18 protein-coding genes are annotated in these 17,426 nt (G+C 60.8%); 9 read left to right on the top strand and 9 right to left on the bottom strand.

Features of this window, described 5'->3' with window-relative positions; all coding sequences use genetic code 11:
• Positions 1-308: 308 nt before the first annotated feature.
• Positions 309-518 carry a cold-shock protein gene (locus AC4CWH_RS15650; RefSeq protein WP_491282968.1) on the bottom strand — a complete coding sequence of 70 codons (210 nt, stop codon included), beginning with the start codon at positions 516-518 and terminating at the stop codon, positions 309-311.
• 501 nt (positions 519-1,019) lie between these two features.
• On the opposite strand from AC4CWH_RS15650, the gene AC4CWH_RS15655 reads away from it, so the two are divergent.
• Positions 1,020-1,511: a YbaK/EbsC family protein gene (locus AC4CWH_RS15655; protein WP_491319455.1), complete on the top strand. Its 492-nt coding sequence runs from the start codon at positions 1,020-1,022 to the stop codon at positions 1,509-1,511.
• A gap of 120 nt (positions 1,512-1,631) precedes the next feature.
• Here the strand turns inward: AC4CWH_RS15655 and AC4CWH_RS15660 are convergent, their stop codons facing one another.
• Positions 1,632-1,982, bottom strand: a complete 351-nt coding sequence (locus tag AC4CWH_RS15660; protein WP_491319456.1) for a hypothetical protein — start codon at positions 1,980-1,982, stop codon at positions 1,632-1,634.
• A 202-nt stretch (positions 1,983-2,184) separates the two neighbouring features.
• Positions 2,185-2,397, bottom strand: a complete 213-nt coding sequence (locus tag AC4CWH_RS15665) for a hypothetical protein (RefSeq protein WP_491282971.1) — start codon at positions 2,395-2,397, stop codon at positions 2,185-2,187.
• A 531-nt stretch (positions 2,398-2,928) separates the two neighbouring features.
• On the opposite strand from AC4CWH_RS15665, the gene AC4CWH_RS15670 reads away from it, so the two are divergent.
• The 3 genes from AC4CWH_RS15670 (at position 2,929) to dnaJ (ending at position 8,578) form a co-directional block, all read left to right on the top strand.
• Entirely contained in the window at positions 2,929-5,265 is a 2,337-nt protein-coding gene (locus AC4CWH_RS15670) for a transglycosylase domain-containing protein (protein ID WP_491319457.1), read from the top strand.
• A 196-nt stretch (positions 5,266-5,461) separates the two neighbouring features.
• Positions 5,462-7,366 carry a molecular chaperone DnaK gene (dnaK, locus tag AC4CWH_RS15675; RefSeq protein ID WP_491319458.1) on the top strand — a complete coding sequence of 635 codons (1,905 nt, stop codon included), beginning with the start codon at positions 5,462-5,464 and terminating at the stop codon, positions 7,364-7,366.
• An 81-nt stretch (positions 7,367-7,447) separates the two neighbouring features.
• Positions 7,448-8,578, top strand: a complete 1,131-nt coding sequence (gene dnaJ / locus AC4CWH_RS15680) for a molecular chaperone DnaJ (protein ID WP_491282974.1) — start codon at positions 7,448-7,450, stop codon at positions 8,576-8,578.
• 178 nt (positions 8,579-8,756) lie between these two features.
• On the opposite strand, the gene AC4CWH_RS15685 is transcribed toward dnaJ, so the two are convergent.
• On the bottom strand, positions 8,757-8,993 hold the full coding sequence (locus tag AC4CWH_RS15685) for a SlyX family protein (protein ID WP_491319459.1): 237 nt from the start codon (positions 8,991-8,993) through the stop codon (positions 8,757-8,759).
• A 62-nt stretch (positions 8,994-9,055) separates the two neighbouring features.
• Entirely contained in the window at positions 9,056-9,367 is a 312-nt protein-coding gene (locus tag AC4CWH_RS15690) for a hypothetical protein (protein WP_491319460.1), read from the bottom strand.
• A gap of 198 nt (positions 9,368-9,565) precedes the next feature.
• On the opposite strand from AC4CWH_RS15690, the gene recF reads away from it, so the two are divergent.
• The 3 genes from recF to AC4CWH_RS15705 are packed head-to-tail and all read left to right on the top strand — an operon-like array spanning position 9,566 to position 11,970.
• Entirely contained in the window at positions 9,566-10,684 is a 1,119-nt protein-coding gene (recF, locus tag AC4CWH_RS15695; RefSeq protein ID WP_491319461.1) for a DNA replication/repair protein RecF, read from the top strand.
• 36 nt (positions 10,685-10,720) lie between these two features.
• Positions 10,721-11,479, top strand: a complete 759-nt coding sequence (locus AC4CWH_RS15700) for a molybdopterin-synthase adenylyltransferase MoeB (RefSeq protein ID WP_491319462.1) — start codon at positions 10,721-10,723, stop codon at positions 11,477-11,479.
• Between the two features lie 5 nt (positions 11,480-11,484).
• Positions 11,485-11,970: a GNAT family N-acetyltransferase gene (locus AC4CWH_RS15705; protein WP_491319463.1), complete on the top strand. Its 486-nt coding sequence runs from the start codon at positions 11,485-11,487 to the stop codon at positions 11,968-11,970.
• A gap of 6 nt (positions 11,971-11,976) precedes the next feature.
• Here AC4CWH_RS15705 and AC4CWH_RS15710 read toward each other — a convergent pair whose 3' ends face one another.
• Both AC4CWH_RS15710 and AC4CWH_RS15715 read right to left on the bottom strand, forming a co-directional pair.
• Positions 11,977-12,477 carry a DUF3833 family protein gene (locus tag AC4CWH_RS15710; protein ID WP_491319464.1) on the bottom strand — a complete coding sequence of 167 codons (501 nt, stop codon included), beginning with the start codon at positions 12,475-12,477 and terminating at the stop codon, positions 11,977-11,979.
• A 151-nt stretch (positions 12,478-12,628) separates the two neighbouring features.
• The gene (locus AC4CWH_RS15715; RefSeq protein ID WP_491319465.1) at positions 12,629-13,633 is read right to left on the bottom strand and encodes a 2-hydroxyacid dehydrogenase; all 1,005 of its coding nucleotides are present in this window, start codon (positions 13,631-13,633) and stop codon (positions 12,629-12,631) included.
• A gap of 179 nt (positions 13,634-13,812) precedes the next feature.
• Here AC4CWH_RS15715 and AC4CWH_RS15720 point away from each other — a divergent pair, with 179 nt between their 5' ends.
• Complete coding sequence (locus AC4CWH_RS15720) at positions 13,813-14,361, top strand: SH3 domain-containing protein (protein WP_491319466.1); 549 nt, start codon at positions 13,813-13,815, stop codon at positions 14,359-14,361.
• A gap of 12 nt (positions 14,362-14,373) precedes the next feature.
• Here AC4CWH_RS15720 and AC4CWH_RS15725 read toward each other — a convergent pair whose 3' ends face one another.
• Positions 14,374-15,366, bottom strand: a complete 993-nt coding sequence (locus AC4CWH_RS15725; protein ID WP_491319467.1) for an adenosine kinase — start codon at positions 15,364-15,366, stop codon at positions 14,374-14,376.
• A 313-nt stretch (positions 15,367-15,679) separates the two neighbouring features.
• Here AC4CWH_RS15725 and AC4CWH_RS15730 point away from each other — a divergent pair, with 313 nt between their 5' ends.
• Positions 15,680-16,627: an AEC family transporter gene (locus AC4CWH_RS15730; protein WP_491319468.1), complete on the top strand. Its 948-nt coding sequence runs from the start codon at positions 15,680-15,682 to the stop codon at positions 16,625-16,627.
• Between the two features lie 74 nt (positions 16,628-16,701).
• On the opposite strand, the gene AC4CWH_RS15735 is transcribed toward AC4CWH_RS15730, so the two are convergent.
• Complete coding sequence (locus AC4CWH_RS15735; protein ID WP_491319469.1) at positions 16,702-17,277, bottom strand: c-type cytochrome; 576 nt, start codon at positions 17,275-17,277, stop codon at positions 16,702-16,704.
• Positions 17,278-17,426: the final 149 nt, after the last annotated feature.

Here is a 17,426-nt window from a genome sequence, read left to right on the forward strand (position 1 = left end):
GCAAAAAGGCCGGGACAAGCCCGACCTTTCATTCCCGTCTCAATGCCTGCCAGTACATCCGTGGTCAAACACGAAACGGGTTTGGCATTTCGATAGCGTCGGCTCTTCACCGCCGCCTGTGCCTTCATCATCTGTCACGAAGGTTAATATCCGGTTAAGATATTCGCACTTCCTGATAAACGGCGCGATCATCATTGACCGCAGGCACAATCGTCATGCCGCTTGATCCTGAAATGGGAATGGCGCCCCGCAATTGCAAGGGCGCCATTCAATCTGTGTCTGATTTTAACGTCAGAAGCCTTTAAAGATCAGGCTGCGCGCAGGTTGTCTGCGGACATGCGGCCCGAACGCTTGTCGGAAACCAGGTCGTAGGAAACCTTCTGGCCGTCGTTGAGGCTGGAAAGACCAGCGCGCTCAACAGCAGAGATGTGTACGAACACGTCCTGTGCGCCGTCATCCGGCTGGATGAAACCAAAACCCTTGGTGGCGTTGAACCATTTTACAGTACCGGTAGCCATTACGATTCCTTTCGTTCGCAACGTTGACTCTGTTCCTCGCCGCGGGCGGCGGGGAACGCGGATTTCGTATTTGAAGAAAGGTCGTCGTCAGCGCTTTTGGCGCTGTAGTGCCACTTGTCAAACAAATATCGATGCGCTGAGGTACCCCCGCAAGGGGTCTCCTGTCAAGGCTGAGATGACAGTGCCACTGAATGCAACCTGGCGGACAAGCCGAGCGATCGCAAAAGAAGCTTTTTCAAAACAATGATTTGGGATTTTAAAATCAAAGAAGCCCGGCGCGGGAGGAGGTGCACCGGGCTTCTGAAACTGACCAGCAACCGGGAGGAGGAGGTGTTGCCAGTCCCATCGTTCGGCGCTGGGAGGAGGAGTGCGCCGTGCGATGATTTAAATATACATTCGGCTCGCTCAAAAAACAGTCAGTTTTTCGCAGTGCAGCAATGCAAGAATTGCATATCTCTCAGGCGTCTTGCCCTGACGCGAGCGCTTGGCTAGGCTGACGACATGAGCCTTTCATCCGTCAAAACCTTTTTCGCCACCCACGCCCCGGATATTTCCGTGATCGAGACCGAGGCAAGTTCTGCCACGGTGACCCTGGCTGCCGAAGCCCATGGCGTCGATCCCGACCAGATCGCCAAGACCATCTGCCTGCGCGCCGGTGACCGGGTCATCCTTGTTGTCGCATCGGGGACAAGCCGGCTCGACAATCGAAAATTCCGCGACCGGTTTGCGGCAAAACCGCGTATGCTCGGCGCCGAAGAGGTGGCGGAACAGACCAGCCACCCCGTCGGCGGCGTTTGCCCCTTCGGCTTACCGTATCCGCTTGCCATCTATCTGGACGTGTCGTTGAAACGGTATGCGCAGGTGGTGCCGGCGGCGGGCGCGATCAATGCAGCCGTCCGGATTTCACCGGACCGCATGGCAGAGCTTGTTTCAGGCGAATGGGTGGATGTCTGCCAGGCCCCGGCGACTGAGACAGAAAACGCGACAGCCTGAGGCTTCCGTCGGCCAAAAAAATACCCTGCAAGCCGCCGTTACGCCTTGAACAGCGAACGGCGCTTGCGGGCATGACTTGAGCCTGCGGCGGACGGTCGAGGCCCGCCCTGCCGCCAGCTGTCAGGAATAATAGCGACGATACCAGGCCTGCTTCTGCTCGAAGGAGGTCGAGGCGACGAGATAACCGATGGCAAAGCCGATGCCGCCGACAAGCGTCATCAGCGTCGTGGCCGTTGCCGGATGCTGGCGAATGGCGCCTGCGACCGAGCTTGCCTCATCCTGCACATAGGCGGCGGCGGTTCCGGCGCTGCGGGCAACATTGTCATAGGCCTCGCCGCTGTATTCCGTCAGCTTTTCGCGGATGCTGGCGATTTCAGCGCGCAGGGCGGAAATCTCTGAGCGCACGGCAGCACCTGCATCGTCGCCGGCTCTCTGCGGGTTGAAGCCCATGCCTGTCTCGGAATTTTCCATGCGGATCTCCTTGCTGGCGGCCCGTCAGTCAGGCCGATGATGTTCAGGAGCCGGGTCAACTTGCGAAGGGCCGATAGGTTCCAGCCGTTTTCGCGCAGCGGGAAACAAACGCCGGGATGGATGGAAACTGGGGGTGGTGACGGATTTTCAGCGGTTCCGGTAGTCGATGCGCCCGGTCAACGCATCTGGTCAGCGCGCGTGGTCAACGTGACTGGGCGAGCGCCTCGGCCAGCGAAGCCAGTGCTTCCTTCTCGCTCATTCCCTTTTGCAGGGAATTGACGAGGATCAGGGCCAGCGCCTCGCCGTCCGGGCTCGCCTTGCTGATCTGATGCTGCGCACACGCCGCATCGAACACCTGCTGAAGCAAGCTCAGCTGGTCCGGATGGACGGGACGTCTAACAACCGGTGCGCGCATCAAAACCTCCTGTTATGGCAGCCTGCCTGCCGCCGCGCCTCTATTTCGCATCCATTCCTTGAGTGTGGCCACCAATGACGCAGGTAAACGCCCCTCAGACGGTTGCCTCTCAGAAATCCGGCTCCTCACATCGCCGGAACTCCAAAGGTCCTGCCGGTCAACTCTCCATTATACACGCCGGCGAATGTCCGTTTTGACAAGTTGTATGTCACTCTTCCAAAATGGCAACTCTCATTATTGGTAGGTAACTTAGTATATCTTCATCTTGGCATCTTTTGGACCATATGGCACTGCACCGCGTATTATTTATCTGCACAACATGGCGGGGATGCGGCCTTGCGAAAGAGGCGGACGCAGCCCCTTAACCTCCCCTTAAATCGCCGCATTTAAGGTGCAGCGAACGTCTGGATACCGGCTACCCTTGCCGGGGCAGCCGCCATGATCCACTCTCCGCCTTCCATGGAGACCGCGTTGCCCTGACGGGAAGGGCCGGGATCGTACGCAAAGAGACGGGGAGCACAGCCGCAGTTCATGGCATCGTGGAAAAAATCGCGCCACCGCGTCGATCCTTCGTTTGACGAAGACGAGGTCGAGGATGACGTGCACATCGATGCCGACGACCGGATCATAGGCCATGGAACGCGCAAGACCGCGCGGAAATCCGCCCGCGCCGCAGCAGCAAAGCCGGAACGAGGCAATGGCAGGGGGCGCCGGGAGCCACAGGGCCGCGGCTTTTTCGGCACCATCCGCGCCTTCATCTACTGGTGCATCGTCATCGGCATCTGGGGGGCAATCGGGGTCGGCGGGCTGGTGGTCTATTATGCAGCCCAGATGCCGAGTGCCGGCTCGTGGTCCATTCCAGACCGTCCGCCCAACGTCAAGATCACAGCACTCGATGGCACGCTGATTGCCAACCGCGGCGTGACCGGCGGCGAGGCGCTGGCGCTTGAGGAAATGTCACCCTTCATTCCCCAGGCGGTGATGGCGATCGAGGACCGGCGCTTTTATTCGCATTTCGGCGTCGACCCGCTGGGGCTTGCGCGCGCCTTCGTCAACAACATGACCGGGCAGAGCATCCAGGGCGGCTCGACGCTGACTCAGCAGCTGGCCAAGAACCTGTTCCTCTCGCCCGACCGCACCTTTGAGCGCAAGATCCAGGAAGTGATGCTGGCCTTCTGGCTGGAGCACAAGTTCACCAAGGACCAGATCCTTGCGATGTATCTCAACCGCATGTTCTTCGGCTCCAACGCCTATGGTGTGGAAGCGGCCTCGCGGCGTTATTTCAACAAGTCGGCGCGCGATGTGAACCTTGGAGAGGCCGCGCTTTTGGCTGGCCTCCTGAAGGCTCCGACGCGACTTTCCCCGGCGCGTGACCCGCAGGCCGCCGAGGCGCGGGCGCAAGTGGTGCTCGGCGCCATGCGCGAAGAGGGTTATATCACCGAGGAAGAAGCAAAAACGGCCATGTCGCAGCCGCCGACCAAGGCCCGCAGCTACTGGTCCGGCGCCGAGCATTATGCCGCCGATACCGTGATGGACGAGGTGAAATCGCTGATCGGCGAGGTGAAGACCGATATCACGGTGGAAACCACACTCGACATGCGTCTGGAAAAGGATGCCGAAAAGGCGCTGGACGACATCCTGACGAGCGAGGGCGGCAAGCTTAACGCCTCGCAGGCAGCACTTGTTTCGGTGGATGCGACCGGGGCCGTTCGGGCGCTGGTCGGCGGGCGGGATTACGCCGCAAGCCAGTTCAACCGCGCTGTGCGTGCCAAGCGCCAGCCGGGTTCGGCCTTCAAGCCCTTCGTTTATGCCGCAGCGCTGGAAGCAGGCTTCACCCCCGATACGGTGATGACCGACGGGCCGGTCAAGATCGGCAACTGGACGCCGGAAAACTACGACCAGAAATATCGTGGCAATGTGACGCTCGCAACAGCGCTTGCCAATTCGCTGAACACGATTGCTGCCCAGCTCGTCATGCAGGTGGGGCCGGACAAGGTGATCAGCATGGCGCATCGGCTGGGCATCGAATCGGAACTTCAGCCAAATGCCTCGATCGCGCTTGGCACGTCGGAAGTCTCGCTGATGGAGCTGACGTCTGCCTATGCGCCCTTCATGAACGGCGGCTTCAAGGCAACGCCGCACACGGTGACCCGCATTCTCGATCCCGATGGCAAAGTGCTTTATGAAGCCGACTTTTCCAATCCGCCCAAGGTGTTAAACGACGGCGTGGTGGCCACCATGAATGGCATGCTGAACCGCGTGATGGTGGAAGGCACCGGCAAGGCGGCCCGTCTGTCCAACTGGGAAGCCGCCGGAAAATCCGGAACGACGCAATCGTTTCGCGATGCACTGTTCGTCGGTTATACCAGCACGCTCACGACAGGTGTCTGGTTCGGCAATGACGATGGCTCCTCGATGAAGAAGGTGACCGGCGGCGGGCTTCCCGCAAAAGCCTGGAAAAACTACATGACGGCAGCACTGAAAGGCTACCGCCCCACACCGCTTTATGGCGTCGGCATACAGCCGGCCCTGCCCCAGGCGCCGGATTCCGGTTCGATGTCGATCGGCGACATTATTTCGGGCGTTCTTCCCGGCCATCGCAGCGAAGAGGCCTACCCGCCGGCGCCGACGGCACCGGCCGCGCAAAACCGCCCCTTGCCACCATCAAATCGCCGCGACGGGCAAGGTCAGGCTGCACCCTCCGACCAGCCGGTGCGCGACTACCGCGAATACCGTGGCCCCTATGATCAACCGGTACCGCCGGGAGATGTGGGCGACGGGATGGTGCCACCTGCAGACGTCGGCGGCGGTCGTTACGAGCCCGCGCCGCGTCAGACGACGCTTTTCGACCTCATCATGGGCCAGTGACCCGCGTTTACTCCCGGCGCAAAAGGCTTGCTTTTTGCTGATCGGCACGCTCTTTCCCGCCTTGCAGTCGGAAAAACCGGTCCTTATATACGCCGCATGACAGCAGCCCACTGCTGAAAAATTATCCCAGTCGAGGAACTGTCTGCGGAATGCCTTTGAGGGGGTTCCGACAGTTCGCTTAAAGGAGAGAGAAAAAATGGCAAAAGTAATTGGCATCGACCTTGGCACAACCAATTCCTGCGTGGCCGTCATGGACGGCAAGGACGCAAAGGTGATCGAGAACGCCGAAGGCGCGCGCACGACGCCTTCCATGGTTGCTTTCTCGGACGATGGCGAACGTCTGGTCGGCCAGCCGGCCAAGCGCCAGGCTGTGACCAACCCGACCAACACGCTGTTTGCAGTCAAGCGCCTGATCGGCCGCCGTTATGAAGATCCGACCGTCGAAAAGGACAAGGGCCTCGTTCCCTTCGAAATTTCGCGCGGTGACAATGGCGATGCCTGGGTGACCGCCAACGGTAAGGGTTATTCCCCCTCGCAGATCTCGGCCATGATCCTTCAGAAGATGAAGGAAACGGCGGAAGCCTATCTCGGCGAAAAGGTCGAAAAGGCCGTTATCACCGTTCCCGCATACTTCAACGACGCCCAGCGCCAGGCCACCAAGGATGCCGGCCGCATTGCAGGCCTTGAAGTGCTGCGCATCATCAACGAGCCGACGGCGGCTGCCCTTGCCTATGGCCTCGACAAGACCGAAGGCAAGACCATTGCCGTCTACGACCTGGGTGGCGGCACGTTCGACATCTCGGTGCTCGAAATCGGCGACGGTGTCTTCGAAGTGAAGTCCACGAACGGCGACACCTTCCTCGGCGGCGAAGATTTTGACATGCGCCTCGTCGAATATCTGGCCGGCGAATTCAAAAAGGATCAGGGCATCGACCTGAAGGGCGACAAGCTTGCTCTGCAGCGCCTGAAGGAAGCTGCCGAAAAGGCAAAGATCGAGCTGTCCTCGTCGCAGCAGACCGAAATCAACCTGCCCTTCATCACGGCAGATGCATCTGGTCCGAAGCACCTGACGATGAAGCTGACCCGCGCCAAGTTCGAAAGCCTGGTCGACGATCTCGTCCAGCGCACGATCGCACCGTGCAAGGCAGCGCTCAAGGATGCGGGCGTAACGCCTGCCGAAATCGACGAAGTCGTGCTCGTCGGCGGCATGAGCCGCATGCCGAAGGTGCAGGAAGTCGTCAAGCAGCTGTTCGGCAAGGAGCCGCACAAGGGCGTCAACCCGGATGAAGTCGTGGCTCTCGGTGCCGCCATCCAGGCCGGCGTTCTGCAGGGCGACGTCAAGGACGTTCTGCTGCTCGACGTGACCCCGCTGTCGCTCGGCATCGAAACGCTCGGTGGCGTATTCACCCGCCTGATCGATCGCAACACGACGATCCCGACGAAGAAGAGCCAGACCTTCTCGACCGCTGACGACAATCAGCAGGCCGTGACCATCCGCGTCTCCCAGGGTGAGCGCGAAATGGCCGCAGACAACAAGCTGCTCGGCCAGTTCGACCTCGTTGGCCTTCCGCCGGCACCGCGCGGCATGCCGCAGATCGAAGTCACCTTCGACATCGACGCCAACGGCATCGTGCAGGTTTCGGCAAAGGACAAGGGCACCGGCAAGGAACAGCAGATTCGCATCCAGGCCTCTGGTGGTCTTTCCGACGCCGACATCGAGAAGATGGTGAAGGACGCCGAAGCCAACGCCGAAACCGACAAGAAGCGTCGTGCCGTGGTGGAAGCCAAGAACCAGGCCGAAAGCCTCGTTCACTCGACTGAGAAGTCGCTGCATGAATACGGTGACAAGGTTTCCGAGGCGGACCGCAAGGCCATCGAGGATGCCATCACTGCCCTGAAGGCTTCGACCGAAGTATCCGAGCCGGATGCAGAAGACATCACTGCCAAGACGCAGACGCTGATGGAAACCTCCATGAAGCTCGGCCAGGCGATCTACGAAGCCCAGCAGCAGGCGGAAGCCGGTGCTGAGGGTGGCAAAAACGAAGACGGCGTCGTTGATGCCGACTACGAGGAAATCAAGGACGACAAGAAGTCGGCCTGAGGTTCGCCCTGTAACCCTGTAATCGCGTAGACATCCGGCTGCCCCAGTGCAGCCGGACCCCTTTCGGGAGCCGTTACCTCCATGGCAAAAGCTGACTTTTACGAAACGCTGGGTGTCGGCCGCACCGCTGACGAGAAGGAGCTGAAAAGCGCCTTTCGCAAGCTTGCGATGAAATATCATCCCGACAAGAACCCCGGCGACGCTGAATCCGAGAAGAAGTTCAAGGAACTCAACGAAGCCTACGAGACCCTGAAGGACCCGCAGAAGCGGGCAGCCTACGACCGGTTCGGCCATGCAGCCTTCGAACAGGGCGGCATGGGTGGCGGCGGTGGCGGCGGCTTTGCCGGCGGCGGCGGTTTCTCCGACATCTTCGAAGACATTTTTGGCGAAATGATGGGTGGCGGACGTGCGCGCCGTTCCTCCGGTGGACGCGAACGCGGCGCCGACCTTCGCTACAACATGGAAATTTCGCTGGAAGAGGCCTATTCCGGCAAGACCGCGCAGATCCGCGTGCCGACAGCCGTGACCTGCGACGTCTGCTCCGGTTCCGGCGCCAAGCCCGGCACGCAGCCAAAAACCTGCGGCACCTGCCAGGGTTCCGGCCGCGTGCGCGCAAGCCAGGGCTTCTTCTCGGTCGAGCGCACCTGTCCGACCTGCCACGGCCGCGGCCAGATCATTCCGGACCCTTGCGTCAAGTGCAACGGCCAAGGCCGCATCACTGAAGAACGGGCGCTTTCGGTCAACATCCCCTCGGGCATCGAGGACGGCACACGCATTCGCCTGCAGGGCGAAGGCGAAGCGGGCGCACGCGGTGGCCCGGCCGGCGATCTCTACATCTTCCTGTCGGTCAAGCCGCATGAGTTTTTCCAACGCGACGGAGCAGACCTTTATTGCGCCGTGCCGATTTCGATGACCACGGCAGCGCTTGGCGGCACGTTTGATGTCACCACGCTCGACGGCACGAAATCGCGCGTCTCGGTGCCGGAAGGCACCCAGCCGGGCAAGCAGTTCCGCCTGAAGGGCAAGGGCATGCCGGTTCTGCGCTCGTCGCAGACGGGGGATCTTTATATCCAGATCCAGATCGAAACCCCGCAGAAGCTGACAAAACGCCAGCGCGAACTGCTGCAGGAATTCGAGGAAATCTCGTCCAAGGAAAACAACCCGGAATCATCAGGCTTCTTCGCCCGCATGAAGGAATTTTTTGAGGGGTGAGCTGCGACCGGGCGCATAGCGCCCGGTAAAATCGATCCAGTGGATCGATTTTAGCAGCGAACGCCCTGAGCCTAAAGCGAAGGGCCGGGACACGCCAGCGCCGATCCGCAGCCCCTCCTCAACCCATCAATCCCAACGCCGCCGCATCACACCGGCGGCGTTTTTCGTTGGTTTTTTCTCAATAATGCGGCGGCTTGGTAATCGCCGGCGCATCCAGCGAGCTTTCCTCGAGCGACAGGAATCGCTCCGTCAACCGGTCGAGCTTGGCGCGGGTCTGCTCCAGCACCTTCCATTGATCGGCCAGCTGCTCGGATAGCTCGTCGATGGTCTTCGTCTGATAGGCGACGATTTCCTCGAGCTTGAAGAGACGCTCGGCTTCGGGTGGGACGTTTTCAGTCGGGATGATATCGGACATGGTGCCTCCTCTACTGCAGGTGCGGTGGAATGGAAAGCGTCGTTCCGGTCTTCAAGAGGCTGTCAGACCTGCCTCTTGGCCTTGTAGGGCATCAGCATGACGGCTGATGCGGTGACGGCGCCGCTGAAGGTAAAGGCCATCGGCACCGACAGGATGAAAATCACCATAAGCGGTGTCTGCGAGCGGGCAACCCGCGTGCCGAGACCGCCAAGATCGAACCAGAGCAGGCAGAGCGCAACGCCAAGCCCCACCAGAAAACCGAAAGAAGCATTGATGGCGAGGAAACGCAGCATGCTGACATGGTCTGCCCGCGCCTCCTCAGCCGACATCGGTGACGGACTGCTCTCAGATTGATGAATGCGCTCGCTTTTCATGGCCCGCTCTCCCCACGGACTGGTGAATTTGAGAAAATCCTAACATGATTTTCCGCAACCGGTTCCATATTTTTCGTGCAGGCGTGAGCCTGCGGGAGGACCCCTGTTTTAAGGGCGGCAGAGCTGCAAAAATCCGGCGCAAGCTTGCCTTCGTCAGACTGAAGGATTAGCTCCTAGTCACGATCAATGCAAAACATCATGGCGCAGAAAACCTCCCTTTCGACACTGAAGCTTTCCGACTTCCGCAATTATGCGGCGGCCTCGCTGTCGTTCGACGCGCGCCACGTGGTGCTGACGGGCGACAATGGTTCGGGCAAGACGAACCTTCTGGAAGCCATCTCCTTCCTGTCGCCCGGGCGGGGGCTTCGCCGCGCCGTGCTTTCGGAGGTGACGCGGGTCGGCGCAAGCGGCGGTTTTTCCGTGTTTGCCGATGTGGATGGGCGCGAGGGCGAGGTTGCGATCGGCACCGGCATCGATGGCGGCGAGGAGGCTGTGAGCCGGCGCCTGCGGTTGAACGGCACGCCGGTCAAATCCGTTGAGGAACTGACCGACCATCTGAACGTGCTATGGCTGACACCGGCGATGGACGGGCTGTTTACCGGCGGTTCTTCCGATCGAAGGCGTTTTCTCGATCGGCTCGTGCTCTCGCTCGACCCCGCCCATGGCAGACGGGCTGCCGATTATGAGCGCGCCATGCGCAGCCGCAACAGGCTGCTCTCCGAAGGGCGGTTCGATCCGGCGTGGCTGACCGGAATTGAGGTGCAGATGGCCGAGCTTGGCATGGCGATGGCGGCCGCGCGCTCGGAAATGCTGGATCTTTTGTCCGCCCTCATTGCCCGCGCCGCCTCGCCTTTTCCAACGCCGAGCCTCACGCTCTGCGGTTTCAACGATGAGGCTGCGGGGCGTCCGTTTGCCGAGCTGGAAGAGGAATACCTCGCGACCCTTCGCGATGGCCGCTACCGTGATGCGGCCGCGGGGCGCACGCTCATTGGCCCGCACCGCGCCGATCTTCTGGTGCGCCACCGCGAAAAGGACATGGATGCCGGGCGATGCTCCACCGGCGAACAGAAGGCGCTGCTGGTTGGCCTCGTGCTTGCCCATGCGCGGCTGACGGCTGACATGACCGGCCATGCGCCGGTGCTGCTGCTGGACGAAATTGCCGCCCATCTGGACGAGGGTCGCCGCGCCGCCCTGTTTGACCTTGTCGATGATCTTGGTGGCCAATCCTTCATGACCGGCACCGACCGCGCGATGTTTTCAGCCCTTGGCGCACGGGCACAATTTTTGACCGTCGCACAGGGTGCCGTCCATGCCTGATGTTGCAAACGCCTTGGCCATGTTAGGTTGCCCCCCATGGATGTACTGACCCCTGATGAAATCGAACGTTACAAACGCCATATCCTGCTGCCGGAAGTGGGCGGCGAGGGCCAGCGCAAGCTGAAGGCGGCCCGCGTGCTGGTGATCGGCGCTGGCGGCCTTGGCGCGCCGGTGCTGCATTATCTGGCGGCCGCCGGTGTCGGCACGCTCGGCATTGTCGATGATGACCGGGTGTCGCTCTCCAACCTGCAAAGGCAGGTCATCCACGACAGCGGCACGCTTGGCGGCATGAAGACGCAGAGCGCGGCAGACGCCATTGCGCGGCTCAACCCGCATGTGCGCACCCTGCGTTTCGAAGAGCGGTTTGGGCCGGAATTTGCGGCCATGCATCTGGCGCGCTTTCATCTTGTCATCGACGGATCGGACAATTTCGACACCCGATATGCGGCAGCCGACGCCACGCAGGCTGCGAAAATTCCGCTGGTCACCGGCGCCGTCGGCCGTTTCGATGGCACGCTGACGGTGCTGAAACCCTATGAGACCGATGCGGAAGGCCGTCAGAACCCCAGATATCGCGACCTCTTCCCAGAGGCACCCCCCGAGGGCATGATCCCCGCCTGCGCCGAAGCCGGCGTGATTGGCGCACTCACCGGCGTCATCGGCACGCTGATGGCGATGGAGGCGATCAAGCTGATTGCCGGCATCGGCGAACCGCTGGTCGGCCGGCTTTTGATCTACGATGCCCTTTCCGCCAGTTTCAACACCATCCGCTACAAACGCCGCACAAAGACCTGACAGCAATGATCACGATCAACCCTATCCGCCCGGACTTTGCCGATTGGCAGGGCCTGCTCGCGCTTATCATGGACTCCTTCGCTTATATGGATGGCGTCATCGATCCGCCCTCCTCCGCCCATCGGCTGACGCCGGAGACGCTGGCGCAAAAGGCGCGCGACGAGATTGCCTTTCTGGCACACGACGGCGAAAAGCTCGTCGGCTGCATGTTCCTGAAGCCGGAGCCGCCCGCCTGCCTTTATGTCGGAAAACTTGCCGTCTCGCCGCAAGCGCAGGGGCGCGGTATCGGGAGAAAGCTGCTTCAGGTGGCGCAGGCTGAGGCCGCCCGCCTTGGCCTTCCTGCGCTCCGGCTCGAAACACGCATCGAGCTTGTCGGCAATCACGCGACGTTTTCAGCCTGGGGTTTTGAAAAGACCGCTGAAAAAGCCCATCCGGGTTTTCAGCGGCCTACCTTCATCGAGATGCGCAAGGGGCTTGTGCCCTCGGCCTGATCTGACTTACCGGCTGAAGACCACGCGGGTTTTGGCAACCGGAAACAGGTATTTCGTCACCCAGGCGGTGTTGATGACCCTGCCGTCCGGCTGAAGCACCATCGTATCATGGAAGCGCACCGTGTTCGGTTTGGCCGCAGTGCCGAGATTGACGAGATAGGTGAAGCGGGCGGTTTTTCCGTCGATCACCACGTCGGTCGTTCCGATCACATCCTCGCGGGTGCCCGTATAACGGCCCTCTCCGGTCTTGGTGAAACGCCAGGTCTTGGTGTCCTTTTCGCCGTCGGAAAACACGAAATCTTCCCGCAGCACCAGCGTCTTGCCGTTCCAGCGTCCGGTGAGATCGACGTTAAAGTCGCGCTTCACCCCGTTGATGGCGCTGAACGAGCCCGTCGCCGTGGTTTTTCCCGCAAAATATCGTTCGAACACCAGGTCGGTTGCCTGTGCCGTCCCCGTCAGTGTCAACATCGAAAGCCCCATCGTGAGCGAGAGCAAAGCCTTTTTCATGACTGCCTCCTTTCATCTCTGATGAGGGTTTACGGCGCGTGTTCCCGGCTGGATCGATGGAGCCCCCAAGAAATACGGTCAAGTTTTCGCGAGGCCCGCAGATCAAACGCTAGCCGTGGCGATTTTTACCGTGGGAGCACAGAAACGATGTTCAGAGACGGCTTGGCAGAACGCGGTTTGGCGGGCGATGACCGTCGAAGAAGGTGCGGATATTGATGATCACCTTGTCGCCCATGTCGATGCGACCTTCGATCGTTGCCGAGCCCATATGCGGCAGAAGCACCGCCTTGCCTTCATGCGCAAGCTTCAGCAGCTTGGGGTTGACCAGCGGCTCGTTGGAGAACACGTCGAGGCCGGCACCGGCAATCTTTCCCTCGCGCAGCAGCTGGATCAGCGCTGCCTCGTCGATAATGTCGCCGCGCGCGGTGTTGACGATGATGCTCGATGGCTGCATCAGCGCCAGCCGCCGGGCCGACAGCAAATGGAAGGTGGCGGGCGTGGACGGGCAGTTGACCGAGACGATATCGACGCGGGCCAGCATCTGGTCAAGACTGTCCCAGTAGGTCGCCTCCAGCTCCTCCTCGGTTGCCGGGTTGACGCGCGAGCGGTTGTGATAATGGATCGACAGGCCAAACGCCTTGGCGCGGCGGGCAACGGCCGTGCCGATCCGCCCCATGCCGACAATGCCGATGCGCTTGCCGCCGATGCGCCGGCCAAGCATCCAGGTGGGCGACCATCCGGGCCAGCTTCCCGGCGATTCGGTCAGGACCCGCGAGCCCTCGATCAGCCGGCGCAGCACCGCAAAGATCAGCACCATGGTCATGTCGGCAGTGTCTTCGGTCAGCACATTCGGCGTGTTGGTGACGGTAATGCCCTTTTTCGCCGCGGCATCCACATCGATGTGATCGACGCCGTTGGAAAAGCTGGCGATCAGCTTCAGCTGCGGCCCGGCCGCCTCGATCATCGCCGAATCGATACGATCCGTCACGGTGGGCACCAGCACGTCCGCCGTTTTCATCGCCTGCATCAGCTGTTCGGGCGTTCGCACGATGTCATCGATGTTCAACTGCGCATCGAACAATTCGCGCATACGCGTCTCTACCGCATCCGGCAGCTTGCGGGTGATGTAAACCTTGGGCTTTTTCCTGGCGGTCATGGGCGTCCTGCAAGAAGCTCGTTCAGAAGTCGTTAACCAAGATAGGCGACATTCGACGGATCAGGCGTTTTCTACCAGACCCACCGGCGAAGACAAATAAAACCTCACTGAGGACCGGCAGCCGATTCGCCCGACCGGCTTGGGTCTGCCAGCGCCTGAAGACCACACAGAGAAGAAATATGAACCGCTCCATCCGTATCGCCTGTCTTGCAGTCCTGTCCATGGTGGCCGCAGCCGGCTCGCTTCCGTGGACGGCACCGGCCTTTGCCCAGGGTGCCTCGAAAGGCGCAAGCGGCCTGCCCCTGCCGCGTTTCGTCAGCCTGAAGTCGCGCCGCGTCAACATCCGCATCGGCCCCAGCACCGATTACGCCGTGTCATGGATGTACATGAAAGAGGGGCTGCCGATGGAAATCATCCAGGAATACGAAAACTGGCGCCGTGTGCGCGATGCCGATGGCACGGAAGGCTGGGTCAATCAGGCGCTGCTGTCGGGCGAACGCAGCGCGATTGCAGCGCCCTGGATGCGCAGCAAGGGCCAGGATGTGTTCGTCAACATGCGCCGCGATCCGCAAAGCTCCGCCCAGGTTCTGGCAAAGCTCGAACCCGGCGTCATCATGCGCCTGAAGCAGTGTAACGGCACATGGTGTCAGGCCATTGCCGGTTCCATGGAAGGCTGGGTCTCGCAGGCCGAGATCTGGGGCGCCTATCCTGAAGAGGCCTTCAAGTAGACCTTATCAGGTCTAAAGAAGGCCGGCCTCTTCGCCAGCTTCCTTCAGCGACACCATCGGGCGTGGCCCGAAATGCTGGATGACGATGCCGGCGGCAAGGCATCCCAACTTGCCACACACATCGAGCGGGCGGCCGGCCGTGTAACCGGCAAGGAATCCGGCGGCAAACAGGTCGCCAGCGCCGGTCGTGTCCAGCACCTTGTCAATCTTCAGCGCCTCGATCTTGAAGCGCTCGGTGCCGCGCACGACAATCGCACCCTCTTCGCTCAATGTGACGCAGGCAAGCTTGCAATCGGCCGCGATGTTTTTCAGCGCCAGTTCCAGATCCTCGGTCTCGTAGAGCGACAGTGCCTCCTGCCGGTTGGCAAAGACGATATCGACGGTGCCGGAGCGCATCAGATCGAGAAACTCGTCGCGGTAACGGCCGACGCAGAACGGGTCCGACAGTGTCATCGACACTTCCCGGCCGTTTTCGTGGGCAATGCGGGCGCATTCGCGGATGGCTTCCTTGGCGCGCGGCGGATCCCAGAGATAACCCTCGAAATAGGTGACCTTCGACTGGGCCACCACGTCCGGCTCGACATGTTCGGGGCCGAGATCGACGCAGGCGCCGAGAAAGGTGTTCATCGAGCGTTCGCCATCCGGCGTCACAAAAATCATCGAGCGGGCGGTTGGCGGAAACGTGCCGTCGGGCTTGGTCTCGTAATGCACGCCCTGGGCGCGAATATCATGGGCAAAGATCTTGCCCAGTTCGTCTTCCGCCACCTTGCCAAAATAGGCCGCGCGCGCGCCAAAACTGGCCACGCCTGCCGCCGTGTTGCCGGCGCTTCCGCCGGAGGCTTCATGGGCCGGGCCCATCAGCGAATAGAGAAGTTCCGCCCGTTCCGCATCGATGAGGTTCATCGCGGCCTTGATTATGCCGTTCTCCTCAAGAAACCGGTCATCGCACCGCGAAATGATATCCACGATGGCATTGCCGATGGTCAGAACGTCGAACTTGCTCATGAAGCCTTCAATCTCCGCGGTTGGCGTCAGTCTCCTCATATAGCTTTCAGAGTTGAAGAAAAGGAAAAAACCGCTGCAGAATGCGGCATGCCCCGTCATCCTCCCGTCACGAAACCCCGCTATATCCGTAGTCATCGAATTGCTTCCCGGACCACGGATGAACTGGCAGGGAGCGATATCGAGACCCGGTTTCGGGTGACAAGCGGGCTTGATGCCCGCTTTCTTTTTTTGGGCGATACGGCAGACGCGAGGGTTTGTCCCGCGGATGCGAATGGGCTAAACGAGGTATCTCCTCTTTGAAAGCCCTCCCCCAGTGTCAGCTGTCTTCATTAATGTCGCGCCCGTTTTCCTGTTGATCCTCATCGGTTTTCTGGTGGCGCGCACCGGTCTGATGCGCGAAGAAACCGGCGATGCGCTGGCCGAATTCGTCTTCAAGATCGCGCTTCCGACGCTCATTTTCCGCACGCTGGCGGAGGCGCATTTCGAAGGGGCATCGCCGTTTCGTCTGTGGATCGCCTATTTCGGCGGTGTCGCCGTCACCTGGACGGTCGGGCACCTCATCGCAAAACACCTGTTCAAGCGTGACGAAAAGATCGGCGTGATCGCCGGCATGTCGTCGGCCTTTGCCAACAATGTCTTCATCGGCCTGCCGCTCGTCGGCCGTTCTGTCGGCGATGACGGGCTTGTCGCCATCTCTATCCTGCTTGCCATCCATCTGCCGCTGATGATGGTGGCCGGCACGATCCTGATGGAACATGCCAGCGCCAAGGTGGACGGCGGCGGACGGCGCAGCATTGCAACGGTTGTCAAACAGGTGGGCGCCAATCTGGTGCGAAACCCGCTGGTGATTGCGCTGACGCTGGGCATTGCCTTTAATCTCTCAGGCCTCGGCGCTTTGCCGGTCGTGCTGAAGAGCGTGGTGGATCAGATCGCCGCCGTTACGGCCGCCTCGGCGCTGATCTCGCTTGGCATGACGCTGAAGAAATACCCGGTGCGCGGCAACCTCTCGCTTGCCGCCATGATGGCAGTTCTGAAGCTGCTGCTGCTGCCGGCGGCCGTCTTTGGCCTTGCCCATCTGCTCGGCCTGTCAAAACCCTGGACGGCGGCCATGGTGCTGACATCTTCGGTGCCGACAGGCATCAATGCCTGGATCATTGCCACCCGTTTCCGCTCCGGCCAGAGCCTGGCCGCCTCGGTGATCAGCATCACCACCATCTTTGGCGTTGTCTCCGTCAGCTTCTGGGCCTGGCTGCTCAGCTGAACCCCCAACGCGAAAAGGCCCGGACAAGCCGGGCCTTTACTGGAAATTCGTTCGAAACGATCAGTTGGTCGCTATCAGTTGGTCGCAGGCGGTGCCGCGGCCGGATCCGGCAGCGGTGCCGGGCTGTCGGACAGCGAACGCAGATAAGCGATGACGTTTGCCCGCTCCTGATCGTTCTTCAGGCCGGCAAAGCCCATGGCCGTGCCCTTGATGTAAGCCTTGGGTGCTGCCAGGAAGTGGTTGAGATGTTCGTAATCCCACTTTTCCGCGCCACCCTTGGAAAAGTCCTTGATGGCTGCCGAATAGCTGAAGGCTTCATGTGCTGCGATCGGCCGATTGACGACGCCCCAGAGGCCGGGTCCGACCTTGTTGGGGCTGCTCGGTTCGGCCGAATGACAGCTCGCACATTTCTTGAACGAGGTTGCACCGGCTGTCGGATCGGCACTGGCCAGAAGCTGAGCGATCGGCACGGCAGCAGGCGCTGCGGCCGCGGAACCACCGTCAGCAGGCGCTTCTTCGGCAACGATTGCGAACCCCGGCTTCTCGGGCGCTTCCGCATGGAAGAGGCCTTCGGAGGCGATCGAGACCGACATCATCACGAAAACAGTGCTGAGCAAGGCCCCCGCGGCCATGTTCGTATAGGAATTCATCCGAGAAAAGCTCCTTCCCGCCCGCCGGCCCACCCGCCGGAATCACAGGCGTCCCACCTTGAAATCCATTGAAAGCTATGTCTTTTGCAGGATCGGTGCAACCTGAATCACATTGCCGCCCCTGAGACCTTTTGCCATCCCATCGGCAA

Source organism: Neorhizobium sp. PAMB6716 (genome assembly GCF_058242805.1).